This window comes from Shewanella gaetbuli (assembly GCF_023284065.1).
GTDB classification, from domain to species: Bacteria; Pseudomonadota; Gammaproteobacteria; order Enterobacterales; family Shewanellaceae; genus Shewanella; species Shewanella gaetbuli.
This window is the reverse complement of the sequence record NZ_JAKIKP010000005.1, coordinates 159692-184438: the sequence shown is the minus strand read 5'-3', so window position 1 is coordinate 184438 and position 24747 is coordinate 159692. Positions and strand designations below refer to the sequence as shown.

Below are 24747 nucleotides of genomic sequence, written 5' to 3'. Positions count from 1 at the left end.
TAAAATCAATATCATTAAACTCATATTCTGTCTTATAATCAGAAGGGCTGACTAAACTTACATTTCAGACTCTATTAGCTAACGCATAAACTGGTTATATTGAGTCATATCGCCAAACCAACTTGTTAATAGTGAAGGACATTCTCATGGGCCAAGAAACATCAAAAATTATCGTTGTTGATGATGACATGCGACTGCGTTCGCTGCTAGAGCGCTATTTAATGGAACAAGGTTATCAAGTTCGCAGTGCCGCAAATGCTGAACAAATGGACAGATTACTTGAGCGTGAGAACTTTCATTTATTAGTACTCGATTTAATGCTGCCAGGTGAAGATGGCTTATCAATTTGCCGCCGATTACGCCAACAAGAAAATGCCATACCCATTGTTATGCTAACCGCAAAAGGCGACGAAGTTGACCGTATTATTGGCCTAGAGCTTGGCGCTGATGATTACCTGCCTAAGCCGTTTAACCCCAGAGAACTGCTTGCCCGAATTAAAGCGGTTATGCGCCGACAAACTGCGGAAGTACCAGGCGCGCCAGCACAACAAGAAGAGTTAATTGAATTTGGTGATTTCGCCCTTAATTTAGCCACTCGTGAAATGTTTCATGGTGATGAGAGTATTGCATTAACCAGTGGCGAGTTTGCCGTATTAAAAGTATTAGTCACACACCCAAGAGAGCCGTTATCACGCGACAAGCTAATGAACCTTGCCAGAGGGCGTGACTACTCAGCATTAGAGCGTTCAATTGACGTACAAGTATCACGACTTCGCCGCTTAATTGAAAACGATGCCGCCAACCCAAGGTATATCCAAACTGTTTGGGGCCTAGGTTATGTGTTTGTGCCTGATGGTTCGGCAAGAAAATAACCTGTGTCAAAGCCTGCAAAATTAAAGCTTAAATGGTGGCAACATTTGCTACCACGAAACGCCTTTAGCCAAACCGTTGTATTAATTGGTAGTTTACTGCTGATTAATCAATTGGTGTCATATTGGTCGGTGGCGGTTTATTTTATTAAGCCCAGTTATGAACAAATCAATCAACTGATCGCACGACAAATTAATATTTTGTTTGTTGATGGTGTTGACGTTGGCCGCGAACATTTATCAATGGTTGATGCCCTAAACGCTAAAGTTAGCCACAATGGCATGACCATTTATAACTTAAAACAAGCCCGTGAAGCTGGGCTAGATACGGCTACCTATTATGGGTTTTTATCTGATCAAATGTCAGAGTACTTAGGTGGTGATGCAGAGGTAAGATTTTCACAAGGCGAAACCCTCGATGTGTGGATAAGCCCACCACAAGCACCTTCTTTATGGATAAAAGTCCCTTTAAATGGCATTAATGAATCAGACCTTTCTCCGCTGACGTTATATCTACTGGTTATTGGTGCCCTCAGTGTCGCTGGCGGTTGGTTATTTGCTCGTAAACAAAACAAGCCATTAAAAAGATTACAGAAAGCCGCTGTTTCGGTTTCAAAAGGGAAGTTTCCTGACCCTTTACCCCTTAGTGGCTCAACTGAAATTGTTGAAGTAACTCACGCCTTTAATCAGATGGCACAGAGTATGAAACAGCTTGAACAAGACAGAGCTCTATTAATGGCGGGAATATCACACGATTTACGTACCCCACTCACCCGCATTCGGTTAGCATCTGAAATGATGGTAGAAGATGATCAATATCTTAAAGAAGGCATTGTCAGTGATATTGAAGACATGGATGCTATCATCAACCAATTTATTGCTTATATTCGCAATGATGAAGATGTTGAACGAGAGCTATTCCAACTCAATCAATTGATTCAAGATCTCAGCCAACAGGAAAGTCATCGTAGCGATAAGCTTGAGCTTGCTCTAACTGAGTGCCCACAGATCCCCATTCATCCTGTCGCCATAAAGCGAGTGCTGAGTAACCTAGTAGAAAATGCTTTCCGATACGGTAATGGCTGGGTCAAAATCAGTTCGTTTCAACAAGGTCATTTTGTCGGCTTTACAGTAGAAGACAACGGCCCAGGAATAAATGAAGCGGATATTGAGAGTTTGTTTGAGCCCTTTACTCAAGGCGATAGCGCACGAGGCAGTGTAGGCTCAGGCTTAGGACTTGCGATTATTAAACGTATTATTGATAGACACCACGGGCGGGTTAAATTAACCAACCGCCCGCAGGGGGGCTTAATTGCAAAAGTGATGTTACCTAAAAAGTAACCTGCTCATTTATAACACCTGCTTACCTTAACAATGGATGCCAAGTAGCCTTCCAATAAGGCAAGCAGGTTAAATCAAATGAATTATAACGCCGCTAAAATGGCTTCTGCAGTACTCACCTCAAATGATTTTGGCGCCTCAACATTCAACACCGTTACCACACCATTATCAATCACCATCGCATAACGTTGTGAGCGCAAACCACCAAAACCAGCAGTGTCCATTTCTAGCCCCAACGCTTTAGTGAAGCTGGCATCACCATCGGCTAACATTAATAACTCGCTAGCATTTTGCGCCTCACCCCATGCTTTCATTACAAAAGCATCGTTTACTGACACACACGCAATCATGTCTACACCTTTTGCTTTTAGCTCATCAGCTTGCACCACAAACCCTGGTAAATGCGCTTCTGAACAGGTGGGTGTAAAAGCACCGGGTACGGCAAATAGCACCACTTTTTTTCCGGCAAACAGCTCCGCCACATTATGATTAACCATGCCGTCTTTAGTGAGTTGGCTCAGTGTCCCTGCAGGTAGATTTTGTCCTTGCTTGAACATGATAAATCCTTAAATAATGAATAAAGTTGAAGCCCAGCATAACTTGATTTAAGCCATTTAAATACCGATAAGCAACAAGGTTATTAGGCGGGTTTATGTGGTTTTTTTCCTAAGTGAAAACAGTAACGACACCCTCGCCCCACACACACTAAACAAGATTCAGTTAATAGGGCGATAAATAACCCTAATACCAGTCCCATCAAAATGGCATATGTATCTAACACCACCATATGGGTAAAACCTTGCCAAGTTTCAGTTCGAATATTATCCACCGGAGTTATCAGTACATGCTGAATACTCGATAACTCAGATTGCTTAAACTGCTGAAGAGCCGCCTGCAGTTGCTCGGTTCTATCATAAATCGTTTGAATGTTATTACCGCCAGCCTGCACCACTTCATCAACACTGCGTTGATAATGGCTAATAAGTCGATGAATATCACCAGCAAAAAACTTATCTGCGTCACGTTGAAAAGCTTGCAAACTTAATTGAGACTCCAATAAATGCGCCTCTAAACGTTGACCATATTGATCAATAAACGCCGGAAACTGCACTCCAATAAGGACGCCACAAACAAATAAAATGAGTCGAAAGTACTCGATAATCGTTTTCATAAATCTCACTTAAATTATTATCGTTAAAGCATGATAAACCTGAGCCAAAATTCATTGGTCACTGACCAATGCGAATTGATATAATGACGTTTATTTACCGCAAATCATAGAGACTTCAGTTATGGCTAAAACCGCCTCTGCATTACACATTCTTGTTAAACATAAAGAGTTAGCCGAAGACATTATTGCGCAACTTAATAAAGGCGCGAAATTTGATGTGCTTGCTAAAAAGCACTCAAGCTGTCCATCAGGTAAAAAAGGCGGCAGTTTAGGAGAATTCAAGAAAGGCCAAATGGTGCCTCAGTTCGACAAAGTCTGCTTTACTGGCGAATTAATCACCCCGCATTTAGTTAAAACCAAATTTGGCTGGCATGTGGTGAAAGTGCTTTACAGGACATGATACATTGCAGATATATACCAACAGCCATGAGAGCGATAACAATAAATGGGGTCAGAGTTAATTTTTAAATATGGCCTCTCCAACTAGGCACGCTATAACAACACACTTCGCCTAAAAATTGCGCAAACCAAGCTCTTTGACTATGGTTAATACATATAGGAGTAACGAGCTGGATGCATGTCATTTTTTAGCGAGCTAAAACGGCGTAATGTCTTTAAAGTGGCAAGCGTTTATCTGGTGACCAGTTGGATCATCTTACAAGTTGTTGCGGTTATTTCCCCTGCACTTCACCTACCCACCTTATTTAGCACAATTTTCACCGTAGTACTGGTGATGGGTTTTCCTGTTGCCTGCATATTTGCTTGGGCGTTTGAATTAACCCCTGATGGGCTAAAATACTCCCATGAAGTAGATGAAACAGAGTCTATTCGCCACCATACAGGCACTAAAATCAATTATTTTTTGGCCATTGCGCTGCTATTCGCGCTTAGCTTTATATCCTATGAGAAATGGTTTGTTGCCAGTGCTAATGACAATTTAGAGCGCTCTATTGCCGTACTGCCCTTTGAAGATATGAGCTCAGATAAGTCGCAAGGCTATTTTGGAGATGGCATATCAGAGGAAATCTTGAACTCACTAGCACGTTTAAACCAACTGGTGGTCATTGCCCGTACCTCTTCATTTAGTTTTAAAGGCTCTAAAACAGATATTCGTGAAATAGGCCGAATACTGGATGTTAACTATGTGCTTGAAGGCAGTGTTCGCAAAGATAAAGACCAATTACGCATTACCGCCCAGCTAATTGAGGTTGAGTCTGGCAAGCATATATGGTCACAAACCTATGATCGCACCTTAGACGGTATTTTTACCGTACAAGATGAATTGACTTATGCCATTACTCAAGCCTTAAAACTCAATTTGCTACCAGAGCAAGTTAACCATGAAGCAGGTATGACGACTAATTCTGAAGCCTATGAATTATTTTTAGAAGGACGTGAGTTATCATATCAGCGCACTCCTGAGTCAATCCAACAAGCTGCAGAATTATTGCAACAAGCCATCACATTAGATGATCAGTTTTATTTAGCTAAAGCACAGCTTTATATGGTGTACGCCCTAGCCAATAGCCGAGGAGGATTCTCTTTAGATGAACAGCAAGCGGAAAGGGAGCGCTTATTTTGGGAATTGTTAATTGCCCCCAATTTCCCTTTTAAATTTATGGTTATGGCGAGTCATGCAGAGCTTAACAATAAATCTAATGCCAAAAAGCTTTACCTGAAAGCTTACCAAGGAGCCCCCAATGAACCATTGATACAGAACTTATATTTGCTGAGCGTGGAAAATACCCAACAAGTGATTAAAGAGAGGGAGAAGATATTAAAAACGAACCCTAAAAGTGAAATTAATTACGTAAACTTGATAACCTTATATACCTCACAAGGCTCTTTTCAGGCATCAGAAAACCTTATAACTCTATATATAAAAACGTTCCCAGAACATGCAAGTACAGGATTGTATTATCAATTAGATATTTTATACGGCCTCCAACATGATCTTCCCACAAGCGCAGCTTATGCGAACAGTTTCAATCACAAGTCTAGCCCGCCAGATTACAGTTTCCTCATTAAAGCAGAGTTGAACCTTCTATATGGTGACATAGATAAAGCGTTAGACTCTTTAGAAAATGGCTTAGTCCATTCACCTGAAATAGCAAAGTATAGCTATAATTTTCTGCTGTTAATGGAGCGTTTTAAAAATCAACAAGCCTTAAATAAACAACAATTAAGCAAGTTACAACAATTACCGCTTAGCGATGAAATTCGCACAAGTACCGTGGCATATCAGGGTTTATTGTTAGGCAAACCAGAAAAATACCAACAGCTAAATGACTTAGCTGACGTAGATGCCCATGAATTCAAACAAAAGGTTAAACAAGCATTAATTGAGCTTGATATTGATCCTTTTTTATATGCTGCGATAAAAAAACAGCAAGGAGATAAAAGCTATGCTGTGGCTCTTAACTCTCATATTAAAAGCTACTTGAAAAACTGTCATTACCCTAGAGTAGACCAACAGTTATGTTTACTATTTATGTACCTAGACGGTGGTTTTTCAACCGAGCAACAATATGCCGTTTTTGAAAGTTCATTATCAACTTTAAATTTAAGTTACGTAGCAATAGAAGTATTCATCTTCACTTCTCCCATCTACTATGGCGTTAACCAGCACCCTGAATTTGAAAAAGCGGCCAATGATCTTCTAGACCGCACTTTCAGAAAGTGGCAGCACCATATTGCCAGCAACGAAGCATTATTTAAGAGGGATTTCAAAAATTAACTCTGACCCCATTATTTATTTTTCTGCAAACACCTGATTGAAAAATTGAGTGTAAATTTGCACCACACCAATACAAACTATCACCCAAGCCAGCATATTCAGCGACAATGACACATCAAAAACAGGGGCAGGTTTTAGGGCATTCATGGTTAATACCATCATTAAGTTACCCCCTAAAATCCGTTGAATCCCCATTCGAGCATTACTAAATAAAGTCCAAATAATCACAATATTTACCGCATATAAGCTCAATAGCTGCCATAGCTCGGTAAAGTGAGGCATGATTAATGTATATTGCGCAATAAATATTGGTCCCCATATCATCACGCCCCATAGCCCATGTTTTGCCATGTTGTCAGGCAAGTTCACCAATACACAGGCAAAAATAGTCGCTAGCATTGGGAACATGCCATGGCTAGGAATGGGTAAGTAAATCCACATAGCAAAACAAGTTGAAATTATTGCTAACATACGAAAAACACGCTTAAACTTCATATTACGAATTGTGCTGCGCTCGACTATTGGCTCAGGCTTTATTGACTCACACAGTAGCAATAACTTTGCTTTGCTTGCAGCTTGTTCCTGTTTCGGCGCGTTAATTGCCATTTTTAACGCCGCTAAAGTCTCTAATATTGGGGAAATATCTTGATGATAATTAATACCTTGCTCATCACTTGCTGAATCCGCTTGTAGTTTTTGCTTAAGCTCATCCACTTGCTGCTGCAATAAAGTAAAGCTACTAACAACTAATTGCCAATATTTTGCCTGATGCTGCAAGTTTGCACTGCCCGAATGAGGCATTGCCAATAAGTCGTTCATCTGCGTAATAGCGGCACGTTGGTTTAACGTATTCCACTCAATACTATAAGGGTTGTTGTTTTCTAGCGCTTTAAAAACCTTACTAATGGAGGTTTCAAAAGCCTCAAAAGTATTATCAACCACCTCAAAAAATGCTTGCTCAGTCGTGACCGGCCAAACAAGTCCAAACACAACCGAATACACCACCACACCTAGCGCAGTTTCTTGAATGCGCATGGTTAATAAATGAAAGGTTGTTTCGCCATCAAAACCACCGATAGCTGACACAATGGCGCACACTACCGCCGCGATATTAAAGGCATACCCATATTCTGTATCACTTGCAAAATAAACACACACTGACAAAAACAGCAGTAAAAACAAGATAAACAAGGTCATTGATTGTGAAAAAAAGCTCACCAAAAACAACGCATAAGCTACACCGCCAAGAGTACCTAACACGCGATTTCGCCCTTGCCTTAATGCTTGACCATAAACCCCGTTAGCGCACAATACGATGGCGGTAATGGCTGCCCAATAGGGTTTATCCCATTGAAACCATAACGCCAAGAACAATGAAATACTGACTGTAATGGCCACTTTAATGGCATTTTTTAGCTTGTAATCAAACATAGTGTCGCCTCAGGCTGAATAGGTGTTATCTATAACCCTGTATTTATTTGAATACTTGCACAGATGCTGTCATGCCTACACGTAACTGCAAACCTGCCGGCACATTGTCTAATTTCACTTTTACCGGTATACGCTGCGCCAAACGAATCCACTCAAAACTTGGGTTTACATTAGGTAATAAAGCGTTACCTGTGCTGCCATCACTTTTTGAAATACCAAAACCAATGCTAGTTACAGTGCCTGATAACGGCTGATCTGCTTTCATCAATTGAACAGTCACTTCATCATCTACATCAACACCGTTTAAATCAGTTTCTTTGAAAAAACCTTCAATCCAAAAGCTACTTTCATCAATTAATGCCACAACAGGTGCGTTTGCCACAACCTGTGAACCAATACGGTAGTTTAAGTTAGTAATAAAGCCACTTGTTGGTGCTATAACGGTGGTGTAAGACAAGTTCATTTCAGCCGTATCAACTTGTGCCTGCGCCAATGCTAAATCGGCTTTAGCCATATCCACGGCATTAGCTAAGTTGTTTAAGGTTAGTTCAGGCACTGCACCAGGTGTCGCTCTTTCTAAATTAGACTGACGCTTATATTCATTTTTAGCTTTCTCAACCATTGCTGCAGCTTGACGCTCTCCCGCTTGAGCTTTTTTCAAATCGGCTTCATAAGGTTTTGAGTCAATTTGAAATAACACATCACCTTGCTCAACTCGGCAATCATCATCTACATTCATTTCCACAATTTGCCCCGTAACACGCGGGGTAATTTGAATAATGTGCGCGCGAACTTGACCATCACGAGTCCAAGGCGCCTGTTGATAAGTTTGATACTGGTGATAGCCTACAGCAACGGCACACACCACAAAAAAAGCAGTAATAAAATATTTCATGGTGGTTCCCTTAAACAAAATGAATAAATTGACTAATTAAGCCGGATATCAGCACCACTAAGCTCAATTCAACTAATACTGGTACCGCAACGTAACGCAATAGACCAAGCTTTCCAGCAATAAAAATAATACCGGTAGAAACAAGGTATGAGAAAATTACCACCAGCAATAGTGGTGGAAAATAGAGATCGCCTATCGCTATTTCATGTGGCATGGTTAACATGGTTTTCTCTCTTAAATTGAGTTAATTTACGAATTAGCTGAAATATACCGAGAAATATTGCCATTTCAGAATCGTGTTTGATGGATATAACCCATCAAAACTACAAAACGCCACAGGCATATGTCATAATAAAAATTATTAATCTGCACTATCGCTTTGCTATAAAAGGGTTTATTGATATGAATTTTAGTCTCGAGCAATTGTTGGCATTTGTGACAGTTTATGAACAAGGAGCGTTTAGTAAAGCCGCAGTGAAATTAGATAAACACCGCACCACTATTGGTCAAGTGATTAATAATCTAGAAGATCAGTTAGCGGTTATTTTATTTGAAAGAGTAGGTCGCTCAGTTGAACCAACCGAAGAAGGCGAACTATTATATCACTATGCAAAGCAAGCTCTAGAGCAAGCTAAGACGTTCGACAAAGTGGCATTAAGTTTGTCTTTTGGGGAGTTAGAATCCATTAACCTAGCCTATTGTAGCTTTATCCCACATCAGGTTTTAGGCGCGATTAGAACACGATTAAAACAAGAGTTTCCCAATATGCGGGTAAATTGTTTTATTCGTACCAAAAGTCAAATTAAAACCGGCATACAAGATGGTAGCATTCACTTTGGCATTGTGAATGTGCATGATAGCAAAGGACTGAATAGTATTGACTTTACCTTTCTAGACTATATGTCATTTGCCCCCTTTGTCAGCAAAAATAGCCATATAGCTACCCTACCTAAATCTAAAGTACTTAAAGAATTACAGGCGTCAAAACAGTTTGTATTAAGCTCGTTAATTGAAGATGATATGGGCGAAAAAGTAATTTTTTGTTCAGACCATGAAGTCATTGACCAACTTGCATTAATGATGAAATTTGTCCAGTTAGATTTAGGCTGGTCTTTTTTACCCAGAATGATGGTCAACTCTGATTACGTCAGCACTCATTTAACTGAACTTAAAGTCGAACAAATGCAACAAGCGATAAAAATACCTTTGGCATTATGGAGTCCGCACTCGAAACAAGTCGCAAAAATCAAAAAGCCTTTAATTGAAGTGATCAACGAGTTTATTGTTGAGGCTAAAACATCAAATTAGAGTAAGTTAAGGCTAGTGAGTTAAAAGTCGCTTTTATTTATAAAATACAACAAATAACTCTGTTACAAAAAACAGCCTCTATTGAGGCTGTTTTTATGAGTAACTAAGCTGACTAACTCGGTTTATTTTTTGGTTTCAGGGTAAAGGCTATTCCACCACTGTGGTTGGTCTTTTAAATGTAAATCGAACCATGCAATGGTGGTGTCCCACCAGTCAAAACGCGCATTGTGGCCATTAATATGGTGGTCTTGGTCGTTAAACTCTACCAGCTCGACCTCTTTATCTAACAACTTCAATGCCGTGTACATATAATGGCTTTCACCTACTGGAACATTCGTGTCAGCATTGCCATGAATCAGTAATAATGGCGTTGTGATTTTGTCAGCTTGATATAACGGGCTTTGGTCGACATAAAGTTCTGGGTTATTCCATGGGAAACTGCCACGACTTGCCACACCAGAGTAACCATAACCCCACCAGCCATGTCCCCAATAAGAAGACAAATTACTGATCCCAGCATGGGACATTGAAGCGGCAAAAATATCGGTTTGAGTCGCCAAGTACATGGTCATAAAACCACCATATGATGCCCCCATATTACCCACACGTTTAGGGTCAACAAAGTCATACTGTTTTAAAAATGCTTGGGTACCTTCAATAATATCTTCAGCACTGTATTTACCCCATGCATTTACATGGCGACCACTAAATGCTTGCCCGTAACCAGTTGCACCATTGGGTTGAAGTACATACACCACATAGCCTTGTGCAGCCCATAGGTTAAATGGCCAACGCCCCGTGAAATGACGTCCTACAGGTGAAGTACCACCATAATAATATACGAGTGCGGGGTACTTTTTAGTGGCATCAAAATCGGCTGGTAAATACACCCTACCATCAATGTTATGACCATGCTTGTTGGTAAAGTCAAAGTCTTCAATTTTGCCTAAACGGGTATTGGCATAGCTTTGCTTTTGGCTATCAAAAATAACTTTTGGGCTACCGTTTAACTTCATTTTATAGGCTTTTTGCGGCACAGTTGCTGAGGTGCCAGCAAACACTAACATAGGGTTAGATTTAGCCGTTGCAGCGCCAATATGAGTAGTCATATCCATATTAGTATCAAGCTTTTTAAAGCGTTTTTTACTTTTATCAAATAGATACACTGGTGCACGGTCACCTTCTGTAACCTTGACAATTAAATCATCGTTATCAAGCTTAGTAATGCTACCAATTGAAGGGTCAAAATCTTTACTTAATGCGCTGATATTGCCCTTATTGTCACGCCAATATAGCTGGCCATCGTAATCGTTAACTTCAATGTCAGGGTTTTGCATGCCTAAGCCATCCATAAAACGAGGCCCTGCAACAATATACATGCCGTCATCAGCATACTTTACCCCACTGAAGGTTCTGAACTCACCCATTAAGGTTTCAGTTAGGGTGTTGATATTCAGCTCAAATAACTGAGTTAAGCCATGTGCTGGTTGAGCATAGTCAACTGGGTGGCGTGTAAACAGTAAGGTATTATTTTTGCTATTATTGTCAGCAAAATTGCTTGAGATTTTATTGTCTGTGAGCTGTCGAATCACACCAGAGGCAATATCAAGTTGATAAATTTGGCTGTTATTACGCCAGTAACTCCAACGGTCTTCTAACGCTTGGAAACGTTTAGAAGTCGCTTTTTCATCGGCCTTAAAGGGTTTTTGCCAACTAAATAATAAACTGTTGTTATGCCATTGTAGGCCTGACACATTTTCTAGATTAGTGGCAGCAACCTTAATAGCTAGGCTTTCTACATCCAGTAATTGAATTTGTTTGTTGGCTACAAATGCTAATGTATCGCTATCATCTGACCAAACCGCACTGGCTGGGCGGTTATCTTGCCAGCGATAAATCACTTGATTATCGTCTAACTCAATTAGCTCGGTGACTTTAATGGCTTTATCACCCGTTTCTGGGCGATATTCTGTTGTCGATTGCAATAAGTAATCACCATTTGGCGACAAGCTTAATGCACTGATCACTTTTGAATCATATAGCTGTTGTGCTGATACTCGTTGAGTGTCTTGTGAGGTATAACTTAATTGATCTACCTCTGACTCACCTTGCCAAGCTATAGCAAACTCTGCATCACTCTGGTATCCGTCAGCAAGTACCATAATGTTATGGTCGCCATTTGCTAGGGTTAATGTCACTTCATTTGCGGATTTAACTAACTGACCATTTAGGTAAACTTGTGGGTTTTCTAAACCACTAACGTTTAATTTACCTTGGGTAAATCGTTGCGTTGATATGGGAACTTGATATGCCACCCAACCTGATTTATCTGAGGTGCTGTTAGCTTCAGTCCAGCGATATTTTTCACCAAAAATATTGACGCTTTCTTGCTGGGTTAATTGCGTGACTAAATTGGCACGCAGGGCGTCTGCATGCGCCCCTTTAGATAAAGGCTGGCTAGTGGTAGAGGTGACTGGTCCTAGGCGTTGTATATGGCTTTTATCTATTTCACCAGCATAGCTGAATCCTGATAGTGCTAACGCTAAACTGGTGCAAACCAGAGTAAGAGTTTTCATGGCAATCCTTGTTGTCGTTCTTATTTCGGGCAACAGTTTGACAAATTAACCAGCGAAAATCATCTGCTTAATAGTTTCAAATCATGTTTAATGCGAGCAAAAGGTGAAAGCTTATAAATAAGCATCACCTCGTTAGGTGTAGTAATAGAGGGTTATGAGTAACGCAAAATATTTACTTGAGGAAACGAAGCCATTAAGAAAAATAAAGCGCCCTCTAATGAGGACGCTTTGTGGCATATCGCAAACACCAAAGCTAATCGCTTTAATGTGTTATTTTTTTGCTAATTTTCGACCATATATCAGCAAATAGATTGCCGGAATAACAAATAGCGACAACAAGGGAGCGGTTACCATTCCCCCTACCATAGGCGCAGCAATTTTTTGCATCACCTCGTTACCGGTTCCACCGCCCCACATAATAGGTAGTAAGCCAAAGAAAATAGTCGCTACCGTCATGGCTTTAGGGCGAATTCGCATAACCGCACCATGAATCAGTGCTTCAACTAAATCTGACTTTTGTTGATATTCACCTGCTTTTTGACGCGCTTTAATGCTGTTATTCAAATAAACCTGCATTACCACGCCAAACTCAGCAGCAACACCCGCTAAAGCGATCATGCCCACCGACACCGCAACGGAAAAGTTAAAATCAAGCAAGTACAGCAACCACGCACTGCCCACCAGTGAAAAAGGTAAACTGAGCATAATTACCGATGCTTGAATAACTGAGCCAAAAGTCATCATTAATAGCATAAAAATCACCGCTATCATTAATGGCACTACCAGCTTCATTTTGGCATCCACTCGCTGCATATATTCATATTGCCCTGCAAAGCTATAGCTGTAACGCGACGGCAAAGACACTTGTTCATTTAACGCAGCTTTGGCGGTTTCAATATACTCGCCTATAGAAATATCTTTTAAATCGACAAACACCCAGCTGATTAAGCGGCCATTTTCACTGGCCAACATTGGCGCACCATCACTAATAGTAATAGAGGCTAAATTGCCTAAAGGTAAGTATTTACCGGTTTTGGTTAATACGGGTAAGTCTTTAAGCTTTTCAATGTTGTCACGTAACTCACGAGGGTAGCGAATATTAATCGGATAGCGTTCTTGTCCTTGAATAGACTGCCCTACTTGCATGCCACCAATGGCAATTTTTACCACATCTTGAATGTCTTTTAGAGTCATACCATAGCGGGCGGCATTTTTAAGATTAGGCTCAATATCAATATAACGCCCACCGCTAGTACGTTGAGCAAATGCCGATAGTGTACCAGGCAATTTGCTCACCACCGCTTCTATTTCTGTGCCGATACGCTGTAACTCATTAATATCTGCGCCAGATATTTTTATCCCTACAGGCGTGCGTACTCCGGTTGATAACATATCAATACGCGTTTTAATGGGTTGCACCCAAGCATTGGTCATACCCGGTACTTTAACGGTTTTTTGCAGCTCATCAATTATCCCCTCTAGCGTCATACCTTCACGCCAAGTATCACGCGGGTTAAGCATAATAGTGGTTTCTAGCATGGTTAGCGGCGCAGGGTCGGTGGCGGTCATGGCACGACCAACCTTACCAAAAACCCGTTTAACCTCAGGGACCGTTTTAATCAAACGGTCTGTTTGCTGAAGTATTTCTGCCGCTTTACCCGAGCTGACACTGGGTAATGTGGTCGGCATATACAGCAAGTCACCCTCTTCAAGCGAAGGCATAAACTCACTGCCCATTTTGGTCATGGGGTACGCTGCACTCCCTAATGCCAGCATGGCAAGTAAGATAGTCACCTTAGGAAAGCGTAATACCCAACGCAGTAGTGGCTCGTATAACGCAATTAATAACCGACTAATAGGATTAGACTTTTCGCTGGGGATTTTCCCTTTAACAAAGTAGCCCATTAACACGGGGATCAATGTAATTGCCAACAAAGCTGAAGCAGCCATTGCAAAGGTTTTAGTAAAGGCTAATGGGTGAAATAACCGCCCCTCTTGAGCTTCAAGCGCAAACACTGGAATAAAGCTTAAGGTAATAATTAGTAAGCTAAAAAATAATGCAGGGCCCACTTCAACCGACGCTTCACGTACAATTTGCCAATGTCTATCGTTAGACGGTTGCTGACCATTATGTTCGTCGCGGTAATGCTCTAAGTGTTTATGGACGTTTTCTACCATCACAATGGCGGCATCGACGACAGCACCAATGGCAATAGCAATCCCCCCTAGGCTCATAATATTGGCGTTGACTCCAATCAAGTTCATCACTATAAAGCTGATCAGAATTGAAATAGGCAATGAGATAATGGCCACTAAGGTCGAGCGCGCATGTAATAGAAATATTAGGCAGATAATGCCTACCACTATCATTTCTTCTAATACTTTATTCTTTAAATTATCTACCGAGTTTAAAATCAGCTCAGAGCGATCATAGGTGATCACTAACTCCACCCCGTCAGGTAGGCCGTTTTCTATCTCTGCCAGCTTTTGTTTAACATTGTTGATGGTGACTAGGGCATTTTCGCCATAGCGCATCACCACAATACCACCAACCACTTCACCTTGGCCGTCTAGCTCGGCAATGCCGCGGCGTGCACTCGGGCCGGTGCGCAGTTGCGCCACATCTTTCATCAATACTGGCGTGCCTGAATCTGACACGATACCCAGTGGAATTTCTTCAAAGTCTGCTAAAGTTTGACGATAACCACTGGAGGTGATCATGTACTCTGCTTCGGCCATTTCAATCACCGAGCCGCCCATAGAGCTATTGGAATTATCTAAGGCATTTTTCACCGTCATTAAATCAATTTGATACAACGCCAGTTTGTGCGGGTCGACAATGATTTGATAGGACTGCTCCATACCGCCAATAGTGGCAATTTCTGACACACCGGCAACACTTTGTAATTCAAGCTTTAAAAACCAGTCTTGTAATGACCTAAGCTGAGCTAAATCATGCTGACCTTTTCGATCAACCAAGGCATATTGAAACACCCACCCTACACCAGAGGCATCAGGCCCCAGTGTTGGCGTAACCCCCGCTGGGAGCATGTTTTGTGCTTGAGACAGGTACTCTAATACCCGTGACCTTGCCCAGTAAATATCGGTACCGTCTTCAAAAATAATGTACACGTATGAGTCTCCAAACATAGAGAATCCACGCACGGTTTTTGCACCCGGTACGGCCAGCATAGCGCTGGATAACGGGTAGGTAATTTGGTCTTCAACTAACTGTGGGGCTTGCCCCGGATAGGATGTTTTTACAATAACTTGCACATCTGATAAATCAGGCAAGGCATCCAGTGGTGTCATACGCATTGCTTGATAACCGATAAGGGCTATCACTGCTGTAAGCATTAACACCATGACGCGCTGCTTAATCGATGCGCTAATAATTTTAGCTAACATAGCGACCTCCGATTAATGATGTGCATGGGCATTAGATTGCGAATCGTCACTCTGACTAGCGCTGCTTAAACGCTGTAAACTGCCTTGAATACTGGCTTCAGAGTCTAATAAGAACTGTCCCGAAACAATCACTCTGTCGCCTTCATTTAAGCCTTCAATAATTTCAGCTTTACCTTGGGCAATCATACCCACTTTAACGGCAACAGAAGTAAACTGGTTGTCATCAAGTTGCACCACAACCCTGTTTTCACGGCCGGTTAAAATAAGGGCTTCGGTGGGGATGGATAACACATTACGCTCTGGCCCGCCGAACAATTTTACATCCACTAATGTACCCGGCTTTAATTGTTTTTCAGGGTTGGGAAGTGAAATTCGCACTCGCATGGCGCGAGTTACAGGGTCAAGTTCTGGGTAGATGTAATCAATGCTGGCTTCAATATCAAACAGGCCTTGAGCAGCTGAAGTGACCTCCACTGGACGCCCTTGTTTTAACCAGCTTTGTTCATTTTCAAACACATCTGCAATCACCCACACACTGTCTAAATCAACTATTTCAATTAAGGTGTCACCCGGTTGTATATACATGCCATGACGTACGGTTAACTGACTCACAAAGCCGTCTTGTTCTGCATAAAATGGCACGCGGTAAATGGTTTCACCGGTTTTTTCTAACTGTGAAATGGTGCTTTCGCTCACACCCAAAAGGTTCAAGCGTTGCCTTGCTTTACGCAGTAAGACTTCACCACGTTTTTTATCTTGCTTTAAATAATCTCGAGCTTGCATGTAGTCATCTTGAGCATTAATTAACTCTGGTGAATATAGCTCATATAGCAATTGGCCTTTTTTAATCCGCTGACCCACAGTATGTACCAATAAATTTTCTATCCAGCCCGTAATGCGGGTATGCACATGGCCAATGGCATTTTCGTTGTATTCAACCGTGCCCACGGTTCTAACTAACTTCCACAACGTACCTTTGGTTACGGTTTCACTTCGCATACCCAAGGCTTGTTGCATACCTCCAGATACGCCAACCACCACTTCTTCTGTGGAGGATGATGTGGTGACAGGCTCTAAGTCCATGCCACAAATAGGACAAGTTCCTTCGGTGTCAGACACTACATGAGGATGCATTGGACAAACATATTTTGTGCTAGATGAAGCTTGTACGCTGGTAGGCATTAACTCTGGTTTTGGAGAGTTGATAATGTCATCAACGGTAGAAGAATGACTAACTTCACTCTCCTCTTCTTCATCTTTGACCACTAAAAACATATTACATTTTGGGCAACGACCTTCTTGGTCGCTAGTGACTTCAGGGTGCATAGGGCAAATATAAACTGGCGCACTATTCTTATGAGCATTAGTCTCATGAGCACTATTCTCATGAGCACTATTCTCATGAGCTTGAGCCTGATGGGTATTAGTCTGGCCTTGATGCTGACTATGGTCATGATCCGCTGCGACGGTCACTGATACGGTTAAAAAGCTTAAGCTAATCAACAACAAGCTATAAGCGGCACGCTGAATAAGCGCAGGTAAATTAGCAATCAAACGTTTCATATAAACACCTCCGAATGACTAAGCACCTAACTTGGCGGTCATTCGTAAAACAAAATAACGGAATAAGGAATGGTTATTTAGTTAGGCAATTGGAGGTCTAAACGCAGGAGGGAAATCGACAGAAAAACCATCAACTATAGCCGTTGAAGGATTTGTGTTATTCATTGCACGAGCAATATCAAGGTTTTGTTCGGTTATATCAGCGGTAAATGAAATGGTTAAACAGTGATTACAGTCAACACTGCAGCCTCCCATTCCATTACAACAGCCATTGCTATCACTATTTTGTGAAACAACAGCGGCGACAGCATTACCATGACAATCGGTCGTTTGCTGAGAAGAATCGGCAAGCATTGCCATATTTAGCTGAGAATTTGAGTCAGAATTTAAATCAGAGCTTAATGAATCATCTAAGCCAAATTGTTCATTAACCATTTGAGCTTGATGATGTTCTGCATCCATAACAGGCACCATTGAACTGCCATTAGCTAATAAACCTTGTCCCACTAAGGTGAACAAGGTAATAGCAACAATCCAATACTGTTTAATGGCTTTACGCATTAAATCTATGTCCTAAAAATGAGTGCAATTTACAACGCTTAATGCTGATTTTCAGCGCGTTATGCTAAAGATAATAACCCAAATTGGGGTTATTCACTACGCTAAATGCAAATAGAATTCGCTCTTAGTCACAAATTCTATCATTAAAACGAATAATATTTACCTTTTCTCAGCGAGGTTACCACTAAGAAGAATCCACTTATGGATAACCATAAGACAAAAAATGACATGGCAATCATGAGCCAGTTATTAAAGCTCCCCACTTGAGCGTAGTCCATAAAATGCAGCATAAAAAATACATCGGCAAACTGCTTATGCTTGTCGCTATGGCCTATAACCCGCCCTGATACCGCCTCAATATAAATACGTGTTTCAGCATCATTATTAATTAACACCTGCCAAGTAGGGTTTTGTTGTTTTAAAAAGTCAGCAATGGGTGGATACAGTAACTGAGTATTAATAATCGTAGCTGCTGACTCAGCTTCATCTAATAACAATGTGGCTAATGCAATATGATTCACCATTGTTTCAGTGAGTTCAGCAATTTGTCCGGTTTGGGCATTAACTAAACGATAGTCGTTAGCAAAGTGCGCATATAAGCCTTTATTAACATTCAGTAAATAATATGGCTGATTCAATATTACCGAGGTAGTTAATTCAACCACATCAGGATACTGATGTAATATCTGCTTGGGCTCGATTAGGTTTTGATAATTCACAATCTGCTGAGTGGCAGGCGCACTATAGTGCAATCTACCAGCGGCTTTTTGATGATCCATTAGATTAAAAAACAACCCTGTTATTACCCAAATAATGAGCTGCAAGCCCACGATCACAGACATCCACTTATGAATTTTTTTAAACCACTGCATTAAACCGCCCTCGCCTTGTTTATTATGCGCTGACGCTTCTTGGTGTAAGGCTTGATGACGCTATAATAAATTAATATCCCGCCAGAACTTACAGACAACAGGCTGAATAAGGCCACCCAAAAAAGAAGTTGATTATCAATATCTTCTCCGCTGCTGTAATCCATAATATGGAAACGAAACATCCAGTCAAAAATCCGCCAAAAGTCATGTCTTTTAGTGACTACCAGACCAGATGTTGCTGAAATATATAATGCAGGAGCCGCAAAATCGTCAAAATTAACTCGCCAAACGGGTAAATGCCGTGGGCTTAGCTCAAAAGGCGGGTTCTCAGTAATCCACAGGGCATTTAACACACTGCCATCACCAGTATATTGCTGCTGGGCAAGCTCAAGCGCATCTTGCTTCGATAAAGGTGACAATACTTTGCCATTGATGGCACTGATCATCATAGAAGTATCTTGATGGGTAAAACGATAAACGGGTTGATTAAGTAAATTAGCCATACTGATATCACTGGCATAGGGGAAGTCTTGTTGTAATTGCGCTATCGAATAACTAATATCTTTGGCAATAATTGGTTTGTGCTGGTTATTTACCAAGCTATTACCATGAATATAATTAATATCTACCAGCACCATATACGCACCGGTTACTGACCAGATAATAAATTGCAAGCCTAACAATAGCATTGACCAACGGTGTAGCTTTCTTGCTACCTTGTGCATATTCACTCCATTTAGACTGTTATTATTCAGACTCAGCTTTTGGCTCACGTGGTTTTTTAATCTGTAGTTAACGCTTCAAGAATAGAATGCCTTATTGGTTAGGCTGGCAAAACAAATAACTTAAAACTCATAAATTAAAACCAAAGTCATAACCTATTATTAAGCCTAATGTAAGTTAAAACGCACCATTTAAAAACCGTTAACCGATTCATTTTATATAAGTATAACAATATGACCTTACCTAAAACTCAACGGGAAATGCCCGACGCTTTTATCATTTTATTTTTTGTGGTGCTGTTTGCCGCGTTAATCACTCACATTGTGCCAGCAGGTTTTTTTGAGGTTGCCCTTAATCCTGACACCAATAAAAAAGAGTTAGTAGCAGGCAGTTTTCAGTTCGCCACTGACTATGTTGGCGTGCCACTATTTGCTGAGCATGGTGAAGTGGGGTTTTTAAACTTTGCGTTTGAAGGCATGGTATCGGGCAGTAAGTGGGGGTCGGCTATTGGAGTGATGATGTTTATCATTCTAACCGGCGGCGCGTTTGGCATTATCATGCAAACCAAAGCGGTTGATAACGGTATTTTGGCGTTAATTGATAAAACCAAAAACTTTGAACTCGCCTTTATCCCAATTCTATTTATCTTGTTTTCAGCAGGGGGAGCCATATTCGGCATGGGCGAAGAGGCCATTGCTTTTTGTATTGTATTGCTGCCACTGATGCGCGCCATTGGTTATGACGGAATTACTACCGTATTAGTCACTTATGTGGCTACCCAAATTGGCTTTGCCGCGTCTTGGATGAACCCGTTTAGCGTAGCCATCGCCCAAGGGATTGCCGACTTACCATTAATGTCGGGTCTAGAATTTAGAGTGGTAATGTGGAGTGTATTTACCAGTATTGGTATTATTTTCACCATGCGTTATGCGCAAAAAATTAAGCAGACACCAGAGCTGTCACCGGTTTATTCTGCTGATGAGTTAGCAAGTGAGCTATCAAACAAACCATCAATTAAGCCACAATTTACCCTAACCGATGCGCTTATTTTAAGCACTTTCATGCTAGGTATTGTGTGGGTTATTTGGGGGGTTATCGCCAGAGGATATTATATTCCTGAGCTGGCCAGCCAATTCTTTACGTTAGGCTGTGTCATTGGCTTAATTGCAGTGGTATGCAAACGACTTAGGGTGAACCAAGTTGCTGACTCATTCAAAAAAGGGGCCCAAGAGTTATTACCCGCAGCCATGATTGTAGGTATGGCTAAAGGGATTGTGATCATATTAGGTGGCGATCAAGCCGATACACCTTCGGTATTGAATACCTTACTGTTTTATACCGGCCAGTTTTTAGGGCAATTACCTGAAACTGTATCAGCTGTATTTATGTATTTATTCCAGTCAGTATTTAACTTCTTTATTGCATCTGGCTCAGGCCAAGCCGCACTCACCATGCCCATTATGGCGCCATTAGCCGATATTTTAGGGCTACCTAGACAAATTGCCGTATTGGCATTTCAACTGGGTGACGGCTTTACTAATATTATTATTCCTACCTCAGCATCACTTATCGGTTGCTTGGGTGTGACCAAAGTAGATTGGTTAGTTTGGGCTAAGTTTATTTGGCGCTTTATGTTGTTGCTCGCCACAGTATCCATTGCTTTTATTGTGTTTGCCGTTGCAATCAATTTTAGCTAACACGAATAATTAAGGGGTTTCATGAAACTTATCAAGCAAGCTCAGGTATTTGCCCCCACCGCGCTGGGACAAAAAGATGTCCTGATTGCGGGCGGCAAAATTATTGCCATCGAAGATAACATCAACATCAAAAATCAACCTTTTGTTGAGATAATTGATGCTCAAGGCAAACTGCTCACCCCTGGCTTTGTCGATTCTTTAGTGCACATTACTGGCGGTGGAGGTGAAGGTGGCTATGCTACTCGCACCCCTGAAATGCACATTAATGACGCGATAAATGCCGGTGTCACCACGGTAATAGGCGTACTAGGAACCGATGCGCAAACCCGCAGTTTAGAAAACTTGCTAGCCAAAGCCTATGCACTTGAAGAACAAGGCTTATCGGTTTTTTGTTATTCAGGCTCTTATCACTATCCTATGGTGACCGTTACTCAGTCGGTTAAACATGATGTGATGCTAATAGAAAAATTTATTGGTGTAGGTGAAGTGGCTATTGCTGACCATCGAAGTTCGCAACTTACGCCACATGAGCTGGCTAGACTGACATCTGAAGTTAGGGTTGCGGGTATGCTGGCGGGTAAAGCTGGCATTGTCAGTATTCATGTGGGTGATGAACCCAGCCAGCTTGATTTATTGGAACAAGTGATTAGCCAATTTGATTTACCTATTAGTCAATTTTACCCTACTCACATTAACCGTAATAAGGCTCTGTTTAACAGCGGAATTGATTACGCTAAACGTGGTGGTTTTATTGATCTAACCACCAGCACCACGGAACAAATTCTTGCACAAGGTGAAATTGCGGCCCCCCAAGCATTAGCGCAGGCTATCAACCAAGGCGTGCCAGTGAGTCAAATCACCATGAGTTCTGACGGAAATGCCAGTTTGCCGGTATTTAATGATGCGGGTGAATTAATTGATTTACAGGTAGGAGAAGTCAGCAGTTTACATCAAGCGTTGGTGGATGCAGTGCAACAATATCAACTGCCCTTAGCCACCGCACTAGCTTCAATCACCCAAACACCTGCGAGTATTTTAAAGTTGAAGGCAAAAGGAAAGGTGGGCGTAGGATATGACGCAGATATCAACTTACTTGAGCCCAATTCATTGGCTATTGATAGCGTATTTAGCAAAGGCGAGTTAGTATTTACTAACAATCAATCGCTAATCAACACCCCCTTTTAATCGCGGTAAGCTCTTAACGGCGTTAGCGCTTTAGCATAAACGCCGTTAACGATTCGACAAGGGTAAATTCAGCCTTTAATGGCTATGCAATTGGCCCACCTCTAATACCGGTGATGCATCTAACCTTTCGGCATCCATCATGCTAGAAATGCGCTGCATAGTGGCTAACATTTGAGATTGCTCCCATTCTTGCATCGCTTCAAATCGCGCAATAAAGTGCTCTTGTAATGGCTTGGGAGAGTCTTTAATTATCTCTTTGCCTAACTCTGTTAAGCTAATTCCCACTTTACGCTTGTCAGTAACTGAGCGGGTACGGGTAACCAGTTCGCGTTTTTCTAGACGGTCTAAAATACTGGTAATGGTGGCTGAACTTAAATTAATGGTCTCGGCCACTTCTTTTACCATCGCATCGTCATGTTGAGCAATGGTTTGCAATACTAATAATTGCGGACTGGTTAAGCCGGTTTCTTTACTTAACTTTTTTGAATACAAGTCAATAGCGCGAATAACCTGCCGCAAAGAAACCAACAATTCTTCATACTTTTCCATCAAGCTCATCCCCACAATGACTTTCAATACTAATTATTTCTATTCTATCAAAATCGGAATTATTCATAAATAGCGGCTTTAGTCTAATTTCAAAGGGCTTTGTAATGGTTGATTTACGAACAAAGGTTGATCTTAATCATAAATCGCGTAACATAATAGTTCGTACTCTAATTATTAGTAGTAAACATTAATTTTAAATGGAAGTAATATGAATAATCCTTTGCCCTCTTTAAAAACGGTTAAGCAAGTCTCCACTAACATGATGCAGTTACTGTGTTTTTGGTTGGTGCTTAGCACGTACATCTTTAGTCCTTTTTATAAAGCATATAAATCGAATACAAACAATCACACAGGAAAGTAATGAATTACACGTACATAACATTAGCATTGTATTTTTTGCTAATGCTCGCCATTGGCATTTATGCCGCAAATAAGTCCACATCAAGTCTTTCTGGTTACATGTTAGGTGGCAGAAAAGTTAGCCCACAAGTTACTGCACTTTCTGCAGGTGCATCCGATATGAGCGGTTGGATGTTAATGGGTTTACCCGGTGCCATTTTTGTATCAGGCTTTAGCACCATTTGGGTAGCGGTTGGGTTAGTTGTTGGTGCTTGGGCAAACTACAAATTAGTTGCCCCAAAATTACGTATTTATACTGAAGTCGCCAATGACGCGTTAACCCTGCCTGACTTTCTCAGCCAGCGATTTCATAAAAAAGACGGCGTTATCAAACTAGTATCCGCAGTGGTGATCATCATTTTCTTTACCCTATATACCTCAGCAGGTCTTGTTGGTGGCGGGAAGCTATTTCAATCGGCATTTAATCTTGACTATCAGTTAGGGGTATTTGTCACCATGTTTGTGGTGGTTGCTTATACCTTGTTAGGTGGTTTTTTAGCCGTGAGCCTAACCGACTTTGTTCAAGGTGTGATCATGTTTGTGGCACTGATTATGGTACCGATTGTGGCATTTAATCACTTCGAAAGTGCCGAAACCATGATGAACTATTCACTTGAAGCCATTCCAACTTTTAGTAGCAGCCTTGATAACTTAACCGTACTGGGTTTGTTGTCTAGCTTAGCGTGGGGACTGGGCTATTTTGGTCAACCGCATATTATTGTGCGCTTTATGGCCATTAATTCGGTCAAGAATATTAAAACCGCAAGACGTATTGGTATGAGCTGGATGAGTGTCACCATTATTGGTGCACTGGCAACCGGATTAACCGGCGTGGCTTACGTTAATAAATTTAATGTTGAGCTTAAAGACCCTGAAACCATCTTTATCTTCTTCTCTAATGTGTTGTTTCACCCATTAGTGAGTGGTTTTTTACTGGCGGCTATTTTAGCTGCTGTAATGAGTACTATTTCATCACAATTGTTAGTGTCGTCTAGCTCGTTAACTGAAGATATTTATCGGGTTTATAGTAAAAAGACACTATCACAGAAGCATTTAGTCAATATTGGCAGAGTCTGCGTATTTGTAGTGGCACTTGTTGCCGCTGGTATAGCCTTACAACCCAGCAGCAGTATTTTAAGTATTGTGAGTAATGCTTGGGCAGGTTTTGGTGCAGCATTCGGGCCACTTATTCTATTTTGCCTACTGTGGGAGCGCGTAACTTATAACGGTGCCATTGCAGGCATTATAACGGGTGCATCAACAGTATTATTTTGGATTTTTGTCCCCGTGTTTGACGACGGTTCAACTTTAAGCAGTGTGGTATACGAAATGATACCTGGCTTTATCATCAGCTCTATGACCATTTGGCTTGTTAGTCTTTGGAACGCCAAGCCAACTAAACAAATTACCGCGGAATTTAACGCCGTTAATCAAACTTTTTTAGATAGTGTTTCATAAGAGG

Annotated in this window: 20 protein-coding genes; 8 read left to right on the top strand and 12 right to left on the bottom strand. The window is 41.2% G+C overall.

The features are described from left to right. Positions 1-146: 146 nt before the first annotated feature. Positions 147-872: an osmolarity response regulator transcription factor OmpR gene (gene ompR / locus L2672_RS09055; RefSeq protein WP_248995520.1), complete on the top strand. Its 726-nt coding sequence runs from the start codon at positions 147-149 to the stop codon at positions 870-872. A 3-nt stretch (positions 873-875) separates the two neighbouring features. After that, positions 876-2210, top strand: coding sequence for a two-component system sensor histidine kinase EnvZ (gene envZ / locus L2672_RS09050; protein WP_248995519.1), 1335 nt, complete (start codon positions 876-878; stop codon positions 2208-2210). An 83-nt stretch (positions 2211-2293) separates the two neighbouring features. On the opposite strand, the gene L2672_RS09045 is transcribed toward envZ, so the two are convergent. Then, positions 2294-2767, bottom strand: coding sequence for a peroxiredoxin (locus L2672_RS09045; protein WP_248995518.1), 474 nt, complete (start codon positions 2765-2767; stop codon positions 2294-2296). A gap of 83 nt (positions 2768-2850) precedes the next feature. Beyond that, the gene (locus L2672_RS09040; protein ID WP_248995517.1) at positions 2851-3381 is read right to left on the bottom strand and encodes a DUF2937 family protein; all 531 of its coding nucleotides are present in this window, start codon (positions 3379-3381) and stop codon (positions 2851-2853) included. Between the two features lie 121 nt (positions 3382-3502). Here L2672_RS09040 and ppiC point away from each other — a divergent pair, with 121 nt between their 5' ends. Both ppiC and L2672_RS09030 read left to right on the top strand, forming a co-directional pair. Continuing rightward, positions 3503-3781: a peptidylprolyl isomerase PpiC gene (ppiC, locus tag L2672_RS09035; protein ID WP_248995516.1), complete on the top strand. Its 279-nt coding sequence runs from the start codon at positions 3503-3505 to the stop codon at positions 3779-3781. A gap of 177 nt (positions 3782-3958) precedes the next feature. Further along, the gene (locus L2672_RS09030; protein ID WP_248995515.1) at positions 3959-6118 is read left to right on the top strand and encodes a hypothetical protein; all 2160 of its coding nucleotides are present in this window, start codon (positions 3959-3961) and stop codon (positions 6116-6118) included. Between the two features lie 15 nt (positions 6119-6133). Here L2672_RS09030 and L2672_RS09025 read toward each other — a convergent pair whose 3' ends face one another. The 3 genes from L2672_RS09025 to L2672_RS09015 are packed head-to-tail and all read right to left on the bottom strand — an operon-like array spanning position 6134 to position 8667. Next, positions 6134-7549 (bottom strand): FUSC family protein, encoded by a 1416-nt coding sequence (locus tag L2672_RS09025; RefSeq protein WP_248995514.1) that lies wholly within the window; start codon positions 7547-7549, stop codon positions 6134-6136. A 43-nt stretch (positions 7550-7592) separates the two neighbouring features. After that, positions 7593-8444 (bottom strand): HlyD family secretion protein, encoded by an 852-nt coding sequence (locus L2672_RS09020; protein WP_248995513.1) that lies wholly within the window; start codon positions 8442-8444, stop codon positions 7593-7595. A gap of 10 nt (positions 8445-8454) precedes the next feature. Beyond that, positions 8455-8667: a DUF1656 domain-containing protein gene (locus L2672_RS09015; RefSeq protein ID WP_248995512.1), complete on the bottom strand. Its 213-nt coding sequence runs from the start codon at positions 8665-8667 to the stop codon at positions 8455-8457. Between the two features lie 179 nt (positions 8668-8846). On the opposite strand from L2672_RS09015, the gene L2672_RS09010 reads away from it, so the two are divergent. Next, positions 8847-9752 carry a LysR family transcriptional regulator gene (locus tag L2672_RS09010; RefSeq protein WP_248995511.1) on the top strand — a complete coding sequence of 302 codons (906 nt, stop codon included), beginning with the start codon at positions 8847-8849 and terminating at the stop codon, positions 9750-9752. A gap of 122 nt (positions 9753-9874) precedes the next feature. On the opposite strand, the gene L2672_RS09005 is transcribed toward L2672_RS09010, so the two are convergent. From L2672_RS09005 to L2672_RS08980, 6 genes are all read right to left on the bottom strand, one after another. Next, positions 9875-12328 carry an alpha/beta hydrolase family protein gene (locus L2672_RS09005; protein ID WP_248995510.1) on the bottom strand — a complete coding sequence of 818 codons (2454 nt, stop codon included), beginning with the start codon at positions 12326-12328 and terminating at the stop codon, positions 9875-9877. A gap of 270 nt (positions 12329-12598) precedes the next feature. Beyond that, complete coding sequence (locus L2672_RS09000) at positions 12599-15736, bottom strand: efflux RND transporter permease subunit (RefSeq protein ID WP_248995509.1); 3138 nt, start codon at positions 15734-15736, stop codon at positions 12599-12601. A gap of 12 nt (positions 15737-15748) precedes the next feature. Then, entirely contained in the window at positions 15749-17299 is a 1551-nt protein-coding gene (locus L2672_RS08995) for an efflux RND transporter periplasmic adaptor subunit (protein ID WP_248995508.1), read from the bottom strand. A gap of 81 nt (positions 17300-17380) precedes the next feature. Next, positions 17381-17860, bottom strand: a complete 480-nt coding sequence (locus L2672_RS08990; RefSeq protein WP_248995507.1) for a hypothetical protein — start codon at positions 17858-17860, stop codon at positions 17381-17383. A 143-nt stretch (positions 17861-18003) separates the two neighbouring features. Beyond that, the gene (locus L2672_RS08985; protein WP_248995506.1) at positions 18004-18732 is read right to left on the bottom strand and encodes a PepSY domain-containing protein; all 729 of its coding nucleotides are present in this window, start codon (positions 18730-18732) and stop codon (positions 18004-18006) included. After that, positions 18732-19457 carry a PepSY domain-containing protein gene (locus L2672_RS08980; protein WP_248995505.1) on the bottom strand — a complete coding sequence of 242 codons (726 nt, stop codon included), beginning with the start codon at positions 19455-19457 and terminating at the stop codon, positions 18732-18734. Before L2672_RS08980 ends, L2672_RS08985 begins: the two co-directional genes overlap by 1 nt. A 231-nt stretch (positions 19458-19688) precedes the next feature. Here L2672_RS08980 and yfcC point away from each other — a divergent pair, with 231 nt between their 5' ends. Beyond that, on the top strand, positions 19689-21152 hold the full coding sequence (yfcC, locus tag L2672_RS08975; RefSeq protein ID WP_248995504.1) for a putative basic amino acid antiporter YfcC: 1464 nt from the start codon (positions 19689-19691) through the stop codon (positions 21150-21152). 21 nt (positions 21153-21173) lie between these two features. Further along, positions 21174-22337: a beta-aspartyl-peptidase gene (gene iadA, locus L2672_RS08970; RefSeq protein ID WP_248995503.1), complete on the top strand. Its 1164-nt coding sequence runs from the start codon at positions 21174-21176 to the stop codon at positions 22335-22337. A gap of 75 nt (positions 22338-22412) precedes the next feature. Here the strand turns inward: iadA and L2672_RS08965 are convergent, their stop codons facing one another. After that, positions 22413-22886 (bottom strand): MarR family winged helix-turn-helix transcriptional regulator, encoded by a 474-nt coding sequence (locus L2672_RS08965; RefSeq protein WP_248995502.1) that lies wholly within the window; start codon positions 22884-22886, stop codon positions 22413-22415. Between the two features lie 360 nt (positions 22887-23246). On the opposite strand from L2672_RS08965, the gene putP reads away from it, so the two are divergent. After that, entirely contained in the window at positions 23247-24743 is a 1497-nt protein-coding gene (putP, locus tag L2672_RS08960; protein ID WP_248995501.1) for a sodium/proline symporter PutP, read from the top strand. The last annotated feature ends 4 nt before the right edge of the window (positions 24744-24747 follow it).